This window comes from Gemmatimonadota bacterium (genome assembly GCA_040388535.1).
Classification (GTDB): Bacteria; Gemmatimonadota; Gemmatimonadetes; order Gemmatimonadales; family GWC2-71-9; genus Palsa-1233.
Genome location: JAZKBR010000009.1, coordinates 217,129 through 232,310, shown reverse-complemented (window position 1 = coordinate 232,310; position 15,182 = coordinate 217,129). Strand labels below are relative to the sequence as shown.

Here is a 15,182-nt window from a genome sequence, read left to right as displayed (position 1 = left end):
CTTCTCCCTTCTCCCTTCTCCCTTCTCCCTTCTCCCTTCTCCCTTCTCCCTTCTCGTCCGAAGCTACTCCACGATCCGCCTGACCCCGACCCACCGCTTCAGCCAGTACCGGCCATCGGGGTCTTCTTCGTTCAGCCGACTCAGCCGAACGCCACCCGAGGCGCTGTGAATGAAGCGACCCTCGCCGACGTAGAGACCGACGTGGGTGACGTTCTCGCCACGCTCGCCGGTGAAGGTGAGAATGTCACCCGGGAGGAGCCCATCGGGGTCGCGACGGATGGCGGTGCCGGCGATGGCCTGGCTCGCGGCCGTGCGGGGAATCGGCACCCCGTGTCGCGAGTAGGCGTAGTGAATGAGCCCGGAGCAGTCGAATCCGCCATTGCCGTCGCCGGTGCCCCCCCAGACGTACGGTTGCCCCATCTCCTCGAGCGCGGTCGACACCACATCGCTCAACAGCCGGGCCTTCGCTTCGGGGATCCCGCCGGCACGGAGCGCATCGGCTGTTGCGCGCGGCGCCCAGAGCCCGGCGCTCTCGGGCCGGGTGGCGTCGCGATCGCGCCGGACCCGATAGCCCATGGCGATGCCGAACTCGAGGCCATCGCGATCAGTGACGGTGATGTTGCGCCAGCGCCCTTCGAGCGAGAGTCGGAAGGCACCCAGCACGACGACGGGCATCCGCAGGCCAATGGAGCCGCTGGTCCAGAAGCGCCGCTGGTCGCCCAGCCCGAGCCCGGCGGCCGCGCCCACGAACACCGTAGGGAGGCCACGCGCATCACTGAATAGGGTCACGTCGGCGCCAACGCCGTAGAGCTCACCTTCGCGCGGGCGACCACCCGGGAGTTCGTTGAGTGAGAGATCGAGACCGAGCGGGCCAGCCAGGTCGCGCTGCAGGGTCAGCCGCCAGCTCGATTCGTTCGGGCTACCCGCAGTGACCCGGCCAGCGGTCACGAAGAACCCCTGCTGCCCCGCAGCCGGAGCTGCGAGCAGACTTCCCGCCGCGAACCCGAGCAGGACCCATCGGCTGGTACTCACGGCGCTCCCGGGTCGGGGGGATCGGGCTGGGCGGTCACCATCTCCTCGACAACGGCAGGCTCCGGGATGCCTTCGGCGGTGAGGGCCAACGCGGCTCGCAATTCGGGAGAGCGTCCGAGGAGCTTCTCCCACGCCAGCAGCCCAAGCAAGGCTCCGAGAAGTCCGGCCACCGCCGTCACGAGAAGTCCACCAGTGGGAGAAAACCTCGGGGCGGCCATCGCACCGATGGTCGCCCCGATAGCGGCGGTGATAGCGAGCACGATGGGCGTCAGGAGCCAACCGGCGATCCGGAGTACCAGCCGTGCGGCGCGGGCCAGCACGGTGCCTCCCGTCAGCCCCGCTTGGCGCCGAGTCCGCTCACCACCACGCTCAGCGCGAGGGCCGGCAGCACGGCGACCGCGAAGGTCGGAACGTTCCAGCCCGCCAGCGGCAAGTGGACGGCGGCGGCGACGGCGCCAAAGAGCGCCGTCAGCACGGCGATCAGCCCAACCGCGCCCGCGACCGACGGTGCGCCCTGCTTGTTGGTCTGATTGGCGAGGATCCACGCGCCCATCCAGGAAAGGTAGGTCCCGACCATCCACCAGACGGGGTGATACCACCAGTTCGAACCACCACCGACTTCGCGCCACCGGTTGGTGTAGGTGTGCAGCGTCTGCAACACCGTGACATCGAGCAACAGGAACATCACCGTAGCACCGAGACCGATCCCGGCCGCGCCGGCGATCCCTTCGATCGTCCGGGGCCGGGTCCGCAGTCCCGGCAGCAGAATGGTCGCCGCAGCTCCGATCGCCACCACGATGCCGGTGAGGGCGTGGTCGGCTGTCCCTTCGAGACTGCGATTGATGAGCGAGACGACGAAGACACAGACGGCCTGAATCAGGCCGAGTTGCACAGCGCCGCGCAGCACGCTGGGCACTTCGGTGGCATCGCTGGAAAGGTCGAGTCGGGCAGCCGTGGCCATCTGGTATCTCCGAAAGCGGTACAGAGGTCGGGCGAAAAGCTAGCGGAAGAGCGGGGTCGGGGCCAAGGGCCTCGCATCAAATTCAGAGGACCCAGCCCAGGAAGACGGCGACATCGGTGAGCGCCCATGCCGCCAGCGCGTGATACATCCCTCGCTGGTGCTCTGCCGAAGACCACCGTCGCCCATCGCGATACCACGGCCAGAGCACGACGAGCCACGCCGCGAGCGCGCAGCCGAGGGCCGCCCAGCGCGGCCATTCCGCCCCACCCCGCCAGCCCGACTGCCACGCTGCCCCGCACAGGAGTCCGAAGGCAAGCCCGGTCGCCAGCAACGCTGCGGCCAGACTGCGTCGGGTACCCAGACGGAGCACCAATGTGGTTTCCCCTTGCGCGAGATCCTCGTCCATCTGGTAGAGCTGGGTCAGCGGGTAGAGCGCCGCGAAGAGCGGGCAGAACGCCCAGACCACGAGCGTGATCGGTCCCGTGAAGGGGCGCCCACTCAGCGCCCAGCCGGCGACCGGCGTCGCGATGCCGAAGCCAAGGACATTGATGAGCCAGTCGACACCGCCAACGCCTTTGAGTCGAAATGGCGGGACCGAGTAGAGCACCGAGAGCAAGGCGCAGAGCAGATAGCCGATGCGATATGGCAGCGGCATCGTCCAGGTCAGCAGCGCACCGACAAAGATCAGCGCCCCGGCGAACCAGGCGAGGCCGTGTGGCACCGGCGGCGGTTCGCGCAGGTAAGCGACATCGCCGTTGTCTCGATCGAAGGCAGAGTTGAGCGCCAGCGATCCGCCGTTGAGGGCGACGACCCAGACCCCGAGCCCCAGCGCGCCGTGCCGGTCGAGCGGTCGCAATCCTGACGCGAGCAGCCAGCCAAGGGTGGTGTGCGCGGCCACGATCGGCCATTCGAGCGGACGCAACTGCAGCAGATATGGCAGCGCGGGGCCGAGAACGCGATGCGCCACGCGCCGCGACGGTGTCGCAGTGAGCGCATTCTCACTTCCCAACGCCGCGCTCACTGGACCAGCCCCAGCGCGACGGCGGCGACCCGCAGGCCGTGCAGCGTGAGGTCGGGATCCACGATCTCGATGCTCGACGTAAGTGGCGCAATCAGCGCAGCGAGCCCGCCCGTCGCAACGACCTTGGGGCGCGCGCCGCCCGGCCACTCGGCGCGAATGCGTCGCACCATTCCGTCGACAGCATCGGCAGCGCCGAAGAGCACGCCGCCGCGGATGTGCTCGTCTGTCCGTCGCCCGATCGCGCGGGCGGGTGGCAGGAGTTCGGTGGCGGTGAGCTTGGCGGCCTTCCGCACCAGCTGCTCTGCTGAGGTCCGTAACCCCGGCATGATGGAACCGCCGATGAAGCGTCGGTCCGCAGTCACGCAATCGAAGGTCGTTGCAGTGCCGAAGTCGACCACGATGCTATCGCCAGGATGCAGTGCGAGTGCGGCGAGCACGTTCGCGATGCGGTCGGCACCAACCGAGAGCGGCTCATCGACGTCGAGGACAAGCGGAAGTGCCGCGGCGGGCTCGACCAGCCCGACGATAGAGGTCACCGAAATCCGTACCGCCTGAACCAGTGCCTGGGTTACTCCCGGGGCCACCGACGCGATGCAGGCCGCCCGGATCTCGGCCGGCGAGTGCCCTGCCCGCACCAGAAAGGCCTCGAGCGCGACAGCCCATTCGTCGGGCGTCCGATCGGCCGCAGTGGTGAGCCGCCAGTGGCCGCGGAGCTCACTGCCGGCGAAGAGCCCGACCGTGACCTCGGTGTTCCCGATATCCAGGGCAAGAAGCATTGGTGGAATCTCGCGTCAACCGGGCGTGGTGACCACCCCGCCCAGGATTTCCCTGACCGGGCCGGAGTCGGTACGGACCCGCAAGGCCCCTGCGGCGGTGATTCCTTCGGCCGTGCCGGCAACCGGATCGGAGACCCGCCGACCAGTCAGATAGTCTCGAGCCGCGAAGGCGTTGAGTTCGGCCGAGGTCAATGGCCCGGCGGCACGGGCGGCGGTTGCGACAGCCGTTGCACAGGGCGAGGCGAGCGTTGCGGCGTCGGCATTCGCAACCCAGTCAGCGAGCCGGGTGGCGCCAAAGGTGAGCGAATCCTCGAGCGGATTGGTGACGTTCAGGCCGACCCCGATCACGACCCACTGGCAGACCGAGCCGGCCCAGCGCGCCTCACAGAGAATGCCGGCGAGTTTCCGCTCGTCGAGGATCAGGTCGTTCGGCCACTTGAGCGAAATGAGCGGGAGCGACGGAAAGGTGCGCTCGAGCAACGCCGTGAGCACCAGTCCGATGCGAAGCGAAAGCGCTTCGAGGGCATCGGTGCGCGTCGGTCGGGCGACCACCGAGAGCCAGAGCCCCCCTGCCTCCGCGGACCACTGACGCCCGCGGGTACCGCGCCCGGCGCTCTGCCGCTCGGCCACCACGGCGGTTCCATGCGCCGCGCCTTGCTGCGCCAGCGCGTGCGCCGCTTCCATCGTACTCGCCACATCTGCGACGCGAACCAACTCGGGCACTAGCGGCTCACATCGCGCGCATCGCGAAGAGCAACGCGAGCAGCCCGCCGAACGCGATCCGGTACCAGGCGAATGCCACGAACGAATGCCGCTCGATGAATCGCAGGAAGCCGCGAATCACGCCGAGCGCGGCGACGAAGGCCACCAACGTGCCGACGGCGAACATCGGCAAGTCGGCCATGGTCAGCAGGTCGCGACTCTTGACCAGGTCGAGTCCGGCCGCGCCGACGATCGTGGGAATGGCGAGGAGGAACGAAAACTCGGTGGCAGCCGGTCGGGACAAGCCGAGCCCGTAACCACCAAGGATCGTGGCCGCCGCACGCGAGGTGCCCGGGACCATCGAGAGCACCTGCGCGAAGCCGATGCCGAGGGCCTGCCGTGGTGTGATATCACGAATGGTTCCGGTCGTCACGGCGGGCCGGAACCACTCGAGCACCAGCATGATCACGCCACCGACAATCAACGCGGCGGCGACCGTAGTGGGTGAGAAGAGATTCGCCTTGATCCAGTCGTGTGCCAGCAAACCGATGATCGCCGCGGGGAGAAACGCCAGGACGAGATTGCCCGCCAGTCGCCGCTCGGCCGGGTCTCCAACCAACCGCGTGACGAGATGCCAGAGCGTCGCCCGGTAGTGCCAGATGACTGCGAGGATTGCGCCGAGCTGGATGACGATCTCGAACGTCGCGGCACGCTGGCCGGTGAAGTTGAGCAGGCCGCCGACGACAATGAGGTGGCCGGTCGAGGAGACCGGCAGAAATTCGGTCGCGCCTTCGACGAGACCGAGAATGATGGCAATGATGATCGGGGCAAAAAGCATCAGCGACCGAGGACCTGGCGGTAGAAGGCTTCATACTGAGGCACGACGACATCCGCGGAGAATTCGGCCGCCCGTGCCACGGCTGCTTCGCGCATCGCCTCATGGCGATTGCGATCCTTCAGCATGTCGATGGCGCGACGGGCCATTGCTTCCACCGAACCCGGCGGCTCGAGAATCCCGTTGACGCCGTCGACCACCACTTCGGGAAGCCCGCCGATGCGTGACGCGAGCACCGGCGCGCCGCAGGCCATCGCCTCGAGGGCGGCGAGCCCGAACGACTCGGTCTGCGAGGGAAGCAGGAAGAGATCGGTCGCCGCGAGAATCGGCGCCACCGTGTCGAGCCGGCCAAGAAAGCGCACGTCGTCGGCGACGCCGAGCTCACGGGCCTCCCGCTCGGCGTCGAGGCGTTCAGGGCCGTCACCGACCATCACCAGCGTGCTGGGGATGGCGCGTCGCACGCGCGCGAAGATCCGGACTACATCCTTCACCCGCTTCACTTCGCGGAAGTTGGAGATGTGCGAGAGCACCTTGTGCCCCGCCGGCGCGAGCACGCTCCCCTTGGTCACCGCACCGGGGTGGTACTCGGCGAGGTTCACGAAATTCGGAATGACGGCGAGATCACACGACACGCACCCGAAGGCACGGTAGGTCTCGTCGCGCAGGAACGCCGAGACGGCCGTGACACCATCGGATCGCTCGATCGAGAACTTGGTGATCGCGTAGAACGATGCCTCCTGACCCACCAGGGTGATGTCGGTGCCGTGCAGCGTCGTGATGACCTTGAGCGGAAGTTCGGGCGCCAGCATCTCGCGCGCAAGAAAGGCGGTCGTGGCGTGCGGGATGGCATAGTGCACATGGAGGAGGTCGAGCTTTTCCTGAAGTGCCACTTCGTACTGCCGCGACGCGAGTGCGAGCGTGTAGGGGTAATGCTCGAACAGCGGATAGTGGCTCATCGCCGTGTCGACTTCATGGAAATAGGTGCGCTCGGCGTAGCCACGGAGCCGGAACGGCGAGTCGAAGGTGATGAAGTGCACTTCATGACCGCGCCGGGCCAGATCGAGCCCCAGCTCTGTGGCCATCGCGCCGGAACCGCCGTAAGTCGGATAGCAGGTGATGCCGATCTTCATTGCGACACTCGCTCCCATTCCGCAGCGATCGTCGCCGCGAGCTGTTCTGGTGACCTGGTGGCGTCGAGGGTGAACATCTCGCCCGCCACCTGGTGACGAAACCACGTCTCCTGACGCTTGGCATACTGGCGGGTCGCTGTCGCCACCAGGTCGACCAGCAATTCCTGCGGCAGCCGCCCTTGCAGCACGGCGACCGCTTCGCGCACGCCGATGCCATCCATCCCGGGGCCCTCAGCGGGTGCGCCATCAGCGAGCGCCGCGGCCACCTCTTCGAGCAGGCCTCGCCGGAGCATCTCTTCGGTGCGCACCCGGATGCGCTGATGCAGCACCTGCCGCGGCACCGTGAGTCGGACCATCCACGGGTTGACCACGCCTTGCGCCGCCACCGAGCGCTGCCACCAGCGCAGTGAGAAGCCCGTCAGCAGGGCAATCTCGATGGCGCGCGACGCGCGCTGCCGGCCACTTCCCTCAGGCATCCCGGGGTCGAGCCGCGCTGCCCAGCGCACCAGCGTGGCGTTGTCCATGCCGGCCGTGACCGCGAGCAGCGCGTCGCGGCGCGGCCGATCGAGCGGCGGCTCCTGGAAGAGCCCATCGACCAACGCCTTGAGATACAGCCCGGTTCCCCCCACCACCACCGGCAGCTTGCCGCGAGACCTGATCTCGGCAATTGCCTCGGCTGCATCGACAGCAAACCGGCCGGCACTGTAGCGCTCTCCCGGCGGGATCAGGTCGAGCAGGTGATGCGGTACGCGCTGACGTTCGCGGCGCGTGGCCTTGGCCGTGGCGATATCGAGCCCGCGATAGACCTGTCGTGAATCTGCGGAGACCACTTCGATCGGCCAGTACTCGGCGAGGGCCAGCGCAATCGCGGTCTTCCCCACGCCGGTGGGGCCGAGGATGATCGGCGTCCTAGCGTCGGCCAAAACGACGCTCCAGTTCTTCCCGGGGCAGCTGCACGATGGTCGAGCGCCCGTGCACATCGTGCGGTGCAAGCCGGCAGCCGAAGAGCCGCAGCAGGAGTTCGCGCATGCTTCGTTCGTCGAGGCGTTGTCCTGCCTTCACCGCAGCGCGACAGGCATAGGTGGCCGCGAAGCGCTCGAGCCGATTGGCCCATCCGCCGAAGCGACCTCGTGCGAGGTCGGCCACCATCTCCCGGAAGCAGCTCGCGGCATCGAAGCGAGGATGCGGATTCGGCACCCCGTGAATCGCAACGGTTCGACCCCCGAAGGGCTCCACTTCGAAGCCGATGCGACGAAGTTCTTCGGCATGCGTCACCGTGACATCGATTTCCTCGTCGGTGAGCTCGATCGTCAGCGGAAGGAGGAGCCGCTGCGCCGGAATTCCCTCGCCGGCGAGTTCCCGCATCACTTCCTCGTACAGCACGCGCTCGTGGGCCGAGTGCTGATCGACGATCACCATCCCATCGGGCGATTCGTAACAGATGTACGTGTCGGCGAGCTGCAGCAGTGGCGTGTTCCAGGCAGACGCGGTCGCTGCGGCGGCAGCTGCGGGTGCTGTGTCTTCCGGCTCACCGTCGAGCGGGGCAAAGAGGTCAGGCGGCGGGAGTTGTTCGTCTGACACTTCTGGCCAGCGTGGGGCAGGCACGGCGCCTGCCAGCGGCGCCTCGCCGACGACGGCCGATGCGACGAGTGCCCCGAGCGCGTGCCGCACGGCTTCTTCGACGGCGCGCTCGACCGCGAAGCGTTCCCGGAAGCGCACCTCGAGCTTCGCCGGGTGGACGTTGACGTCTACTTCGGCCGGATCAACTCGGACGTTCAGGAAGAGCGACGGCCGGTCACCCGGGTGAATCGCCGAGCGATACCCGGCTTCGGCCGCGCGAATCAGGAAGTTGTCGCGGAAGGGACGGCCGTTGACGAACAACTGCGTCCGTCGCCCGGTGGGCTGCGCGTCGGCCGGTCGCTGCGTGAAGCCCTCGACCAGGACACCACCCACGGCGAAGGAGACCGGCAGCAATGTGCGCGCGAGGTCGGGGCCCCAGACCGCGGCGAGTCGCTCCTCCCGCGGCTGGTCCGCTGGCACGACCAGCCGCGGACGGCCATCGATGACCAGCTCGAATCCCACTGCCGGGTGCGCCAGCGCAAGCGTGCTGACCGCGTCGATCACGGCCCGCGTCTCGGTCGCCGCTGATCGGAGGAACTTGCGACGCGCCGGAGTATTGAAGAAGACCGCGCGCGCGGTAATGGTTGTGCCGCGCTGCCGGGCGGCATCGCGTACCTCGTCGATTCGGCCCCCGGTCACGGCCACTTCGGTGCCGATGCCGTCGGCCGACGTCGTGAGCAGCGTGAATCGCGTCACTGACGCGATCGCGGGGAGCGCTTCACCACGGAAGCCGAACGTCCCGATGCCGACGAGGTCGCTGGTCGAGCGGATCTTGCTGGTGGCGTGGCGATCGAGTGCGAGGATGGCGTCGTCGCGATTCATGCCGACACCGTCATCGGCGACTTCAATGACGGTCTTGCCGCCGTTCTCGATCGCGACGCGCACGTGGCGGGCCGACGCGTCGAGCGCATTTTCAGCGAGTTCCTTGACCACCGAGGCTGGTCGCTCCACCACTTCGCCGGCGGCGATCTGGTTGGCAACCGCATCAGGGAGAATCGCAATCCGGCGAACGGCCTCGGTGGGCATCACCTCAATCTAGCGGTCCAAGGGGGGCGACTGCGCTGCCGGGTAGCCAGCCACGCCGGCCACCGTCGAGCCGCACCAGCAGCCATCCGGCACGCTGCTGCTCCACCCGCGCGAGTGTCCACGCCGCACCATCGCCCAGCGACGGCGCCGCAGGGTGTGGCGAGACCCGCAGCACTGCACCGGGCCGCAGCAGCGCGCGATCCTGCGACTCCAGCTGGAACCGGAGCCCGGCAACCCCGAGCGCGAGCAGCGCCACGAGCCCGAACAACAGCGCGACACGACGTGCCCGAACGGCAGCGAGACCCCAGCCGACCAGCCAGCAACCGAGGCTGATCAGTAGCAGCTCGTCGCGACTCACCGGCAGCGTGGGCGCGAGCGCACGCACTTCGCCGGGGATCCCGCCGGCACCATGCCACTCGGCCCGGGTCACCGCGTCGCGCGGCGCAAGCTCGAGCGCCCGGACCCAGGCCGCGGCAGCGCCGACATCGTCACCTTCGAGCCAGTGCGCCGCCGCAAGATTCCGCCAGCTCCCGACCGAATTCGGTGACCGAAGTCGTGCCTCATCGAAGGCAACTGCCGCCTCGTGGTACTCACCCGCCTGATACCTGGCAGCACCGTCGGACAACGCCTGGGCATCGGCACGGGCGACGCAGCATACCGCCACCAGCGGTGTCAGCCGCATCGCGCTGCGCAGTCGCTTGAGCACGCGCGCGAGCGGTGCCGGTGGTGGCGTGACATCGGCCCCGGGCGGCCCGTAGCGGCGGCGCGAGGCCGCAGTGAGCCACTGACGTACCCCTTCGGCATCTTCCCGGGGAACTCCCCGACGCCGGAGCACGGGCACTACGGTTTCCGGGGATGCTTCACCGCGCGTGCCCAGCAGGTCGCGCAGTTCATTCTCAGGCGAACGTGGCGCGCTCGGGACCGCGCGAGGCGCACGCCGGCGACGACGCCACGCCACCACGAGCAACGGCAGGAGGAAGAGCGCCGGGAGCGCCCATGGCGCCCGCGCGACCACCGCCGATGCCACCGGCACCTGCTCTTCATCGACAATCGGCAGCACCCGCCGCAGCGCTCCTGCGCCGGTGCCAGGCAGGACCACCAGCGCCACCGCGTCGGTCATCGCCGTGTTGACCTCTGCCGTGACAGGATCGAAGTAGGGGTAGCGCACCTGCGGCAGTGAGAGGACCCCCTCGCTATCGGCAACCACGGTAAAGCGAAAACGTTTCTCGCCACCGCGTCGGCCGGCGATATCGATGGCACGTTCCTCGGTCCGGTCGGGATAGACGCGAACTCCTGAGGGCCAAGCCACCTCGGGAGTGGGCCAGAGCGCGATGTTGCCCTCGCCCGCGAGCACCAGCTCGATCATCGCGGGTGTCCCGGCGTGAATCGCACCGCTGACGCCGCGCCACACCACCTTCACGGCACGCGCCGTTGGCCCGCTCCCGAGCTCGCTCGAGAGCCGCGCCGGGATGGGGCGGATTACCAGTGTTGCGGGTCGTGACGAGAGGGTCTTGCGTTGCTCTGGTGCGAAGAACGAGAGCGACGCCGGCACCGAGTAGGTCAGGATCGCTGGGGGCACGGTGATCTTGCCGCCGCCGAGCGGGAAGAGCGTCTGATGCGCAACAAAGAGGTCGTAGAGCTGACCGCCGACGAGGCGCGTCGCCGCCATCGACATGTTCGCCTGCGCCTGCACGCTCCAGAGCCCGCTCAACGCCGGAGGCAACAGGTTCGGGGTGTGGCGCAGTCGATTACGCAGCTCACGCGGGAACCACGCCGCCGTCACGAGCTCGACCTGCTCCCCGAACCATGCCGTGTCGGTGGAGAAGTGCGTTGCGATCGAGACCTCGCCGGTGCGCGGCAGCGGGAAGCGATCGAGCATCGCGCGCGCGCGTGGCGACAGTCCGGTGGTGTCCTGCGCCACCAGCGTGAACAGCAAGGCGATCAGCATTACCAGTCCGGCCCGGTGGGCGGCTGCCCACGGCGTTGCTTCTGATACTGACTCTGCCGCGTCTCGCGCTCGGCGCGTTCCATCGCGCTGAGCACCTGTTCGGCCTCGGCTTTGCTCATCGCGCCCTTGTCATTCTTCGGTGGCGCCGGCGGCGGCTGCCCCTTCCCTTTCCCGCCGCCCCCCGACGGATTGGGTGGCGTAGGGGGTCGGAGTTTGCGGGCGAGTTCGTAGTTGAACTTGGCATCGCGGTCGTTCGGCCCGAGGAGCAGGGCGCTTTGCAACTGCGAGGCGGCGGCGGTCAGCAGCGAATCGCGACGCGTCGTGTCTCGACGTGCCTGTTGCAGGTACGCGGTGCCGAGGTTGTAGAGTGCGCGTCGGCGGAGCTCTGGGTCGAGGGATGTGGTGGCGCGTTGCAGCGCCAGTGTCGCCGTCGGCATGTCGCCCGCGAGCAGTGCGGCCGTGCCGGCGTTGAACCATGCAGTGTCCGAATTGAGTCGGGTGGCTTCGTGCAGCAGGGCGACGCGAGCGGCGGCGCTGTCGCCATGGGCGAGCAGACGCGAACCGGCCGATGGACGCTGCGCCCGGGCCACGCCGGCACCCACCACCAGGAGCAGTCCGACGAGTGCAGCGCTCCGACGCGTCACGGTCTGCGCCAGCAGGAGCAGCGCGGCCATCAGCGCGAAGATCCAGGCGCGCGGCACGAGGTCGGCAGTCGCACGGTCACTCGCGGGTGCACGCGCCAACCGGGAGAGCACGCGTCTCGCTTCGCCCGACGGGTCGGCCGCATTTGCCGGGACCATCACCCCTTCTGCTGCCTCGACCGCGATTCGCAGCAGATCGTCGCGCCGGTAGGTGATGATCTCGCGGCCGTTGGAGTCCTTCCGGAAGCCGCCCGCCGCTTCCGGAATTCGCGCACCGGAGGTTTCTCCCACGGGCACGGCCACGAGCGTGATCTTCGCGTCGTGCAGCGCGCGTCCGGCGGCTGCGAGTTCGGAACCGTCATCGAAGCTCTCGCCATCGGTGAAGACGACAATGGCGCGATCCCCGCCTTGCGATGATGCATTGAGAACGATGCGCGCCTGATTCAGCGCATTTGCGAGAGCCGAGCCGCCTTCGCTCGCCATCTCGGCATCGAGGGCGTCGAGCTGCAGGGCGATCGCGCTCTGGTCGAGCGTGAGTGGTGAGAGGAGATAGCCACGTCCGCTGAATGCGATCAGCCCGATGCGATCTCCGCCGAGGTCCTGCACGAGACGACGAGCGAGTCCGCTCGCGCGAGTGAGACGATCGGGGAGCACATCCGTTGCTGTCATCGAGCGCGAGACATCCATCACGACCATCACGTTGATCGCCCGCGACTCGGTGGTCTGCGACAGGCTTCCCCATCGTGGCCCGGCCATGCCGATCGCGGTCAGCAAGGCCACCAGCGCGAGGAGCCAGGGCGAACGACGCCCGATGCGCATTGCCTGCGCGCCGAGCGCTGCGGACCACGATGCTGCCGCAGCACGTCGACGACGACGCGCGGCCCAGCCCAGCGCGAATATGCCGATCGTGAGGAGCGGTGCGGCCATCAGCAACATCGGGTATTCGATCTTCACGGGATCCGCACCACGGTGGTGGTGGAGAGCAGGAGCTCGAGGCCCAGCAGCACCAGCGCCGCGACCAGGAAGGGCCGCGTCCACTCCTCGTGCCGGGTATAGCGCACCACATCGATCGGTGTCCGTTCGAGCCGGTCGATCTGCTGGAAGATGCGGATCAGCGCCTCGGCATCCTTGGCGCGGAAGTAGCGCCCGCCGGTGTTGGCGGCGATCTCCTTGAGCAGCACCTCATCGATGCGGACCGGCAGCATCTCGTAGCGGAAGCCGTTGAGCCCCTGCCCTGTCGGAAAGCGCGCCTGCCCCTCGGTACCGACGCCGATGGTATAGACCTTGATGCCAAACGCCTGCGCCGTCTGCGCTGCCGTCCTGGGGTCGATCAATCCGCGGTTGTTCTCGCCGTCGGTGAGGAGGAGGATCACCTTCTCCTTGCCGGGCACCTTGCGCAGACGCGCGACTGCCGTCGCGAGGCCCGAGCCGATGGCCGTGCCATCTTCGAGGTCGCCAATCTTGACGGACTCGATGGCACGTTCGAGTGCTGGATAGTCGAGGGTCACCGGCACCTGGGTGAGCGCCTCACCCGCAAAGGTCACCAGGCCGATCCGGTCGGCCGTGCGGCCGCGCACAAAGGCGAGCGCCTGTTGCTTCGCGACTTCGAGGCGATTGGCGGGGGTGAAATCCTCCGCCAACATCGAGCTCGACACATCCATCGCGATCACGATGGCGATGCCGTCGGCATTCACGATGGTTCGATCGCCGCGGCGATACGGCCCCGCCGCAGCCGAGACCAGGAGGGCGAGGGCGAGCGATCGCAGCGCTGGTGGCAGCCAGAGTTTCCAGCGCCCCCGTGTCGCCGCAACAAATGGCGCGGTGTCGCTGACGATGGCGGTCGCTGGTGGCAGCCTCCGGCGACGCCACCACCACCATGGCAGCGCGAGGAGCAGCAGCAGGAGCAGCGGTCGCACGAAGCCAATCACCGGACTCGCTCCCACCCTTCACGCACCAGGGCGGCCAATTCGGCATCGGCACCCCGGGCGTAACGTGCTGCGGCGGCACGCGCGCGCCACTCCGCCAGATCGGGATTGTCCCGCAGCAGCGCTTCGACGTGAGTCAGCGCGAGCTGAGCCTCGCCCGCTGCGAGCCAGCGCGCGATCCGCTCGGAATCGATCGGCGTCGGCGCCAGCGGGCGACCCTGCGCGCGGGCGGGCCCGCGACGACGACGCCACCACCACGCTCCGGCCAGGATGAGGAGCACGATGCCGGGAACGACGAGGAACGGCAGCGCTGTTCGGTCGGCACGCGGCAGCACCGTGCGCGCACCCCGCGGCTGGACCGTCGCCACCGCCTTGCCAACCGGCAGGAGCGACGACACCTGCAGCAAGACATGGGAGTCCGGGAGCGTGTCGACATGGCCGCCGGAAGACACGACCACAGCGCCCGGGAGGGTGAGCTCGTTGGTTCCGGCCTGCCACAACGCGACGTGATAGGCGATGCGCACCGTTTCGCCTTCGCGAGTGAGCGAAGGCGGCATCAGCATGGTGACGAGTGCGGAGTCGGCAGGTGCCCGCGGTTGCACCACGGCATCGGACGGCACCCGAACGCGCTGCACGATGGTCAGCGTGTCGCCGACGGTATGCTGCTGCGGCGGCTGTTGCCTCATCGGCGTCGCGCGCTGCGACTGAAGGCGGCCCGCAACGCAGGGAGGTATTCGCCGTCGGTGCGGACGACGACCTCACGCACCCCAGCCGCGCTGAGCGAGGCGGTGCGCTTCGCCCGCGCGCGCTTCACGGCGGCCTCGGCGCGGCGGCGCGCGAGAATGTCACCGGCATCGAAGAGCACCGGTGCGCCGCGTTCGGCACCAGCCACCGTGACCCAGCCACCATCGGGGAGCTGGGTCTCGCGCGAATCCTCAAGCGAGACGGCGGTGATCTCGTGCCGCGCCGCGAGGCCGCGCAACGGAGTCTCCCAGTCGGGCGCGAGAAAGTCGGAGATGATGACGATGAGCGACCGGCGCTTGAGCAGGGAGCCGGCAGCGCGCAGGGCGCCCGCAAGGTCGGTCCCGGTTCCGGAGGGCTCCAGGCCGAACAGCTTCCGCACGACGCCAAAGGCGTGTCGCTGGCCCCGCCCCGGAGGGATGACCGGTCCGACGGTATTCGAGAAGGCGACGAGCCCGACGCGGTCATGTTGCTGCGTCGCGACCAGCGCCAGCAAGGCGGCTACTTCTGCGGCGCGCTCGACCTTCGGCGCCGGATCGCCTACGCCAGTAGAGGGCGAGTGGTCGACCAGCAGCAGCAGCGTGAGTTCGCGGGTTTCGGTGTAAAGCTTGACATACGGCAGGCCGGTGCGCGCCAGCAGGTTCCAGTCGAGCAGGCGAAGATCATCGCCCTCGGTGTATGGCCTGATGTCGGTGAACTCCATCCCGGTCCCGCGGAAGAGGGACCGGACTTCACCACCCAGAATCGCATCGGTCGCACGCCGCCCGCGCAGGGCGAGCGTGCGGACCTGCTTCAGCAGCGCGGGGGGAAGAATGCCCGCCATC

Annotated in this window: 15 protein-coding genes; all 15 read right to left on the bottom strand. The window is 68.4% G+C overall.

The features are described 5' to 3' along the window. Positions 1-63: 63 nt before the first annotated feature. Complete coding sequence (locus tag V4558_16990; protein MES2307199.1) at positions 64-1,032, bottom strand: C40 family peptidase; 969 nt, start codon at positions 1,030-1,032, stop codon at positions 64-66. Then, on the bottom strand, positions 1,029-1,352 hold the full coding sequence (locus V4558_16985; GenBank protein MES2307198.1) for a hypothetical protein: 324 nt from the start codon (positions 1,350-1,352) through the stop codon (positions 1,029-1,031). Before V4558_16985 ends, V4558_16990 begins: the two co-directional genes overlap by 4 nt. 11 nt (positions 1,353-1,363) lie before the next feature. Then, complete coding sequence (locus tag V4558_16980; GenBank protein MES2307197.1) at positions 1,364-1,993, bottom strand: hypothetical protein; 630 nt, start codon at positions 1,991-1,993, stop codon at positions 1,364-1,366. An 82-nt stretch (positions 1,994-2,075) separates the two neighbouring features. Beyond that, complete coding sequence (locus V4558_16975; GenBank protein ID MES2307196.1) at positions 2,076-3,014, bottom strand: UbiA family prenyltransferase; 939 nt, start codon at positions 3,012-3,014, stop codon at positions 2,076-2,078. Further along, the gene (locus V4558_16970; protein MES2307195.1) at positions 3,011-3,790 is read right to left on the bottom strand and encodes a type III pantothenate kinase; all 780 of its coding nucleotides are present in this window, start codon (positions 3,788-3,790) and stop codon (positions 3,011-3,013) included. The genes V4558_16975 and V4558_16970 overlap by 4 nt, the downstream gene beginning before the upstream one ends. A 15-nt stretch (positions 3,791-3,805) precedes the next feature. Further along, positions 3,806-4,513, bottom strand: coding sequence for a biotin--[acetyl-CoA-carboxylase] ligase (locus V4558_16965; protein MES2307194.1), 708 nt, complete (start codon positions 4,511-4,513; stop codon positions 3,806-3,808). A gap of 7 nt (positions 4,514-4,520) precedes the next feature. Beyond that, positions 4,521-5,330 carry an undecaprenyl-diphosphate phosphatase gene (locus tag V4558_16960; protein MES2307193.1) on the bottom strand — a complete coding sequence of 270 codons (810 nt, stop codon included), beginning with the start codon at positions 5,328-5,330 and terminating at the stop codon, positions 4,521-4,523. Continuing rightward, positions 5,330-6,457 (bottom strand): N-acetyl-alpha-D-glucosaminyl L-malate synthase BshA, encoded by a 1,128-nt coding sequence (bshA, locus tag V4558_16955; GenBank protein ID MES2307192.1) that lies wholly within the window; start codon positions 6,455-6,457, stop codon positions 5,330-5,332. The genes V4558_16960 and bshA overlap by 1 nt, the downstream gene beginning before the upstream one ends. Beyond that, entirely contained in the window at positions 6,454-7,380 is a 927-nt protein-coding gene (gene miaA / locus V4558_16950) for a tRNA (adenosine(37)-N6)-dimethylallyltransferase MiaA (GenBank protein ID MES2307191.1), read from the bottom strand. The genes bshA and miaA overlap by 4 nt, the downstream gene beginning before the upstream one ends. Next, entirely contained in the window at positions 7,367-9,103 is a 1,737-nt protein-coding gene (gene mutL, locus V4558_16945) for a DNA mismatch repair endonuclease MutL (protein ID MES2307190.1), read from the bottom strand. The genes miaA and mutL overlap by 14 nt, the downstream gene beginning before the upstream one ends. Before the next feature lie 4 nt (positions 9,104-9,107). Beyond that, positions 9,108-11,051 (bottom strand): hypothetical protein, encoded by a 1,944-nt coding sequence (locus tag V4558_16940; protein ID MES2307189.1) that lies wholly within the window; start codon positions 11,049-11,051, stop codon positions 9,108-9,110. Continuing rightward, positions 11,051-12,646 (bottom strand): VWA domain-containing protein, encoded by a 1,596-nt coding sequence (locus V4558_16935; protein MES2307188.1) that lies wholly within the window; start codon positions 12,644-12,646, stop codon positions 11,051-11,053. Before V4558_16935 ends, V4558_16940 begins: the two co-directional genes overlap by 1 nt. Next, positions 12,643-13,620: a VWA domain-containing protein gene (locus V4558_16930; GenBank protein MES2307187.1), complete on the bottom strand. Its 978-nt coding sequence runs from the start codon at positions 13,618-13,620 to the stop codon at positions 12,643-12,645. Before V4558_16930 ends, V4558_16935 begins: the two co-directional genes overlap by 4 nt. Further along, entirely contained in the window at positions 13,617-14,303 is a 687-nt protein-coding gene (locus V4558_16925) for a hypothetical protein (GenBank protein ID MES2307186.1), read from the bottom strand. The genes V4558_16930 and V4558_16925 overlap by 4 nt, the downstream gene beginning before the upstream one ends. Continuing rightward, on the bottom strand, positions 14,300-15,181 hold the full coding sequence (locus V4558_16920; GenBank protein ID MES2307185.1) for a DUF58 domain-containing protein: 882 nt from the start codon (positions 15,179-15,181) through the stop codon (positions 14,300-14,302). The genes V4558_16925 and V4558_16920 overlap by 4 nt, the downstream gene beginning before the upstream one ends. Position 15,182: the final 1 nt, after the last annotated feature.

Bases quoted from the DNA above. Each gene is read 5' to 3' on its own strand.
- V4558_16980 (MES2307197.1), bottom strand. From the start codon at position 1,993: ATGGCCACGGCTGCCCGACTCGACCTTTCCAGCGATGCCACCGAAGTG.
- V4558_16960 (MES2307193.1), bottom strand. From the start codon at position 5,330: ATGCTTTTTGCCCCGATCATCATTGCCATCATTCTCGGTCTCGTCGAA.
- V4558_16925 (MES2307186.1), bottom strand. From the start codon at position 14,303: ATGAGGCAACAGCCGCCGCAGCAGCATACCGTCGGCGACACGCTGACC.
- V4558_16970 (MES2307195.1), bottom strand. From the start codon at position 3,790: ATGCTTCTTGCCCTGGATATCGGGAACACCGAGGTCACGGTCGGGCTC.
- bshA (MES2307192.1), bottom strand. From the start codon at position 6,457: ATGAAGATCGGCATCACCTGCTATCCGACTTACGGCGGTTCCGGCGCG.
- V4558_16940 (MES2307189.1), bottom strand. From the start codon at position 11,051: ATGCTGATCGCCTTGCTGTTCACGCTGGTGGCGCAGGACACCACCGGA.
- V4558_16920 (MES2307185.1), bottom strand. From the start codon at position 15,181: ATGGCGGGCATTCTTCCCCCCGCGCTGCTGAAGCAGGTCCGCACGCTC.
- mutL (MES2307190.1), bottom strand. From the start codon at position 9,103: ATGCCCACCGAGGCCGTTCGCCGGATTGCGATTCTCCCTGATGCGGTT.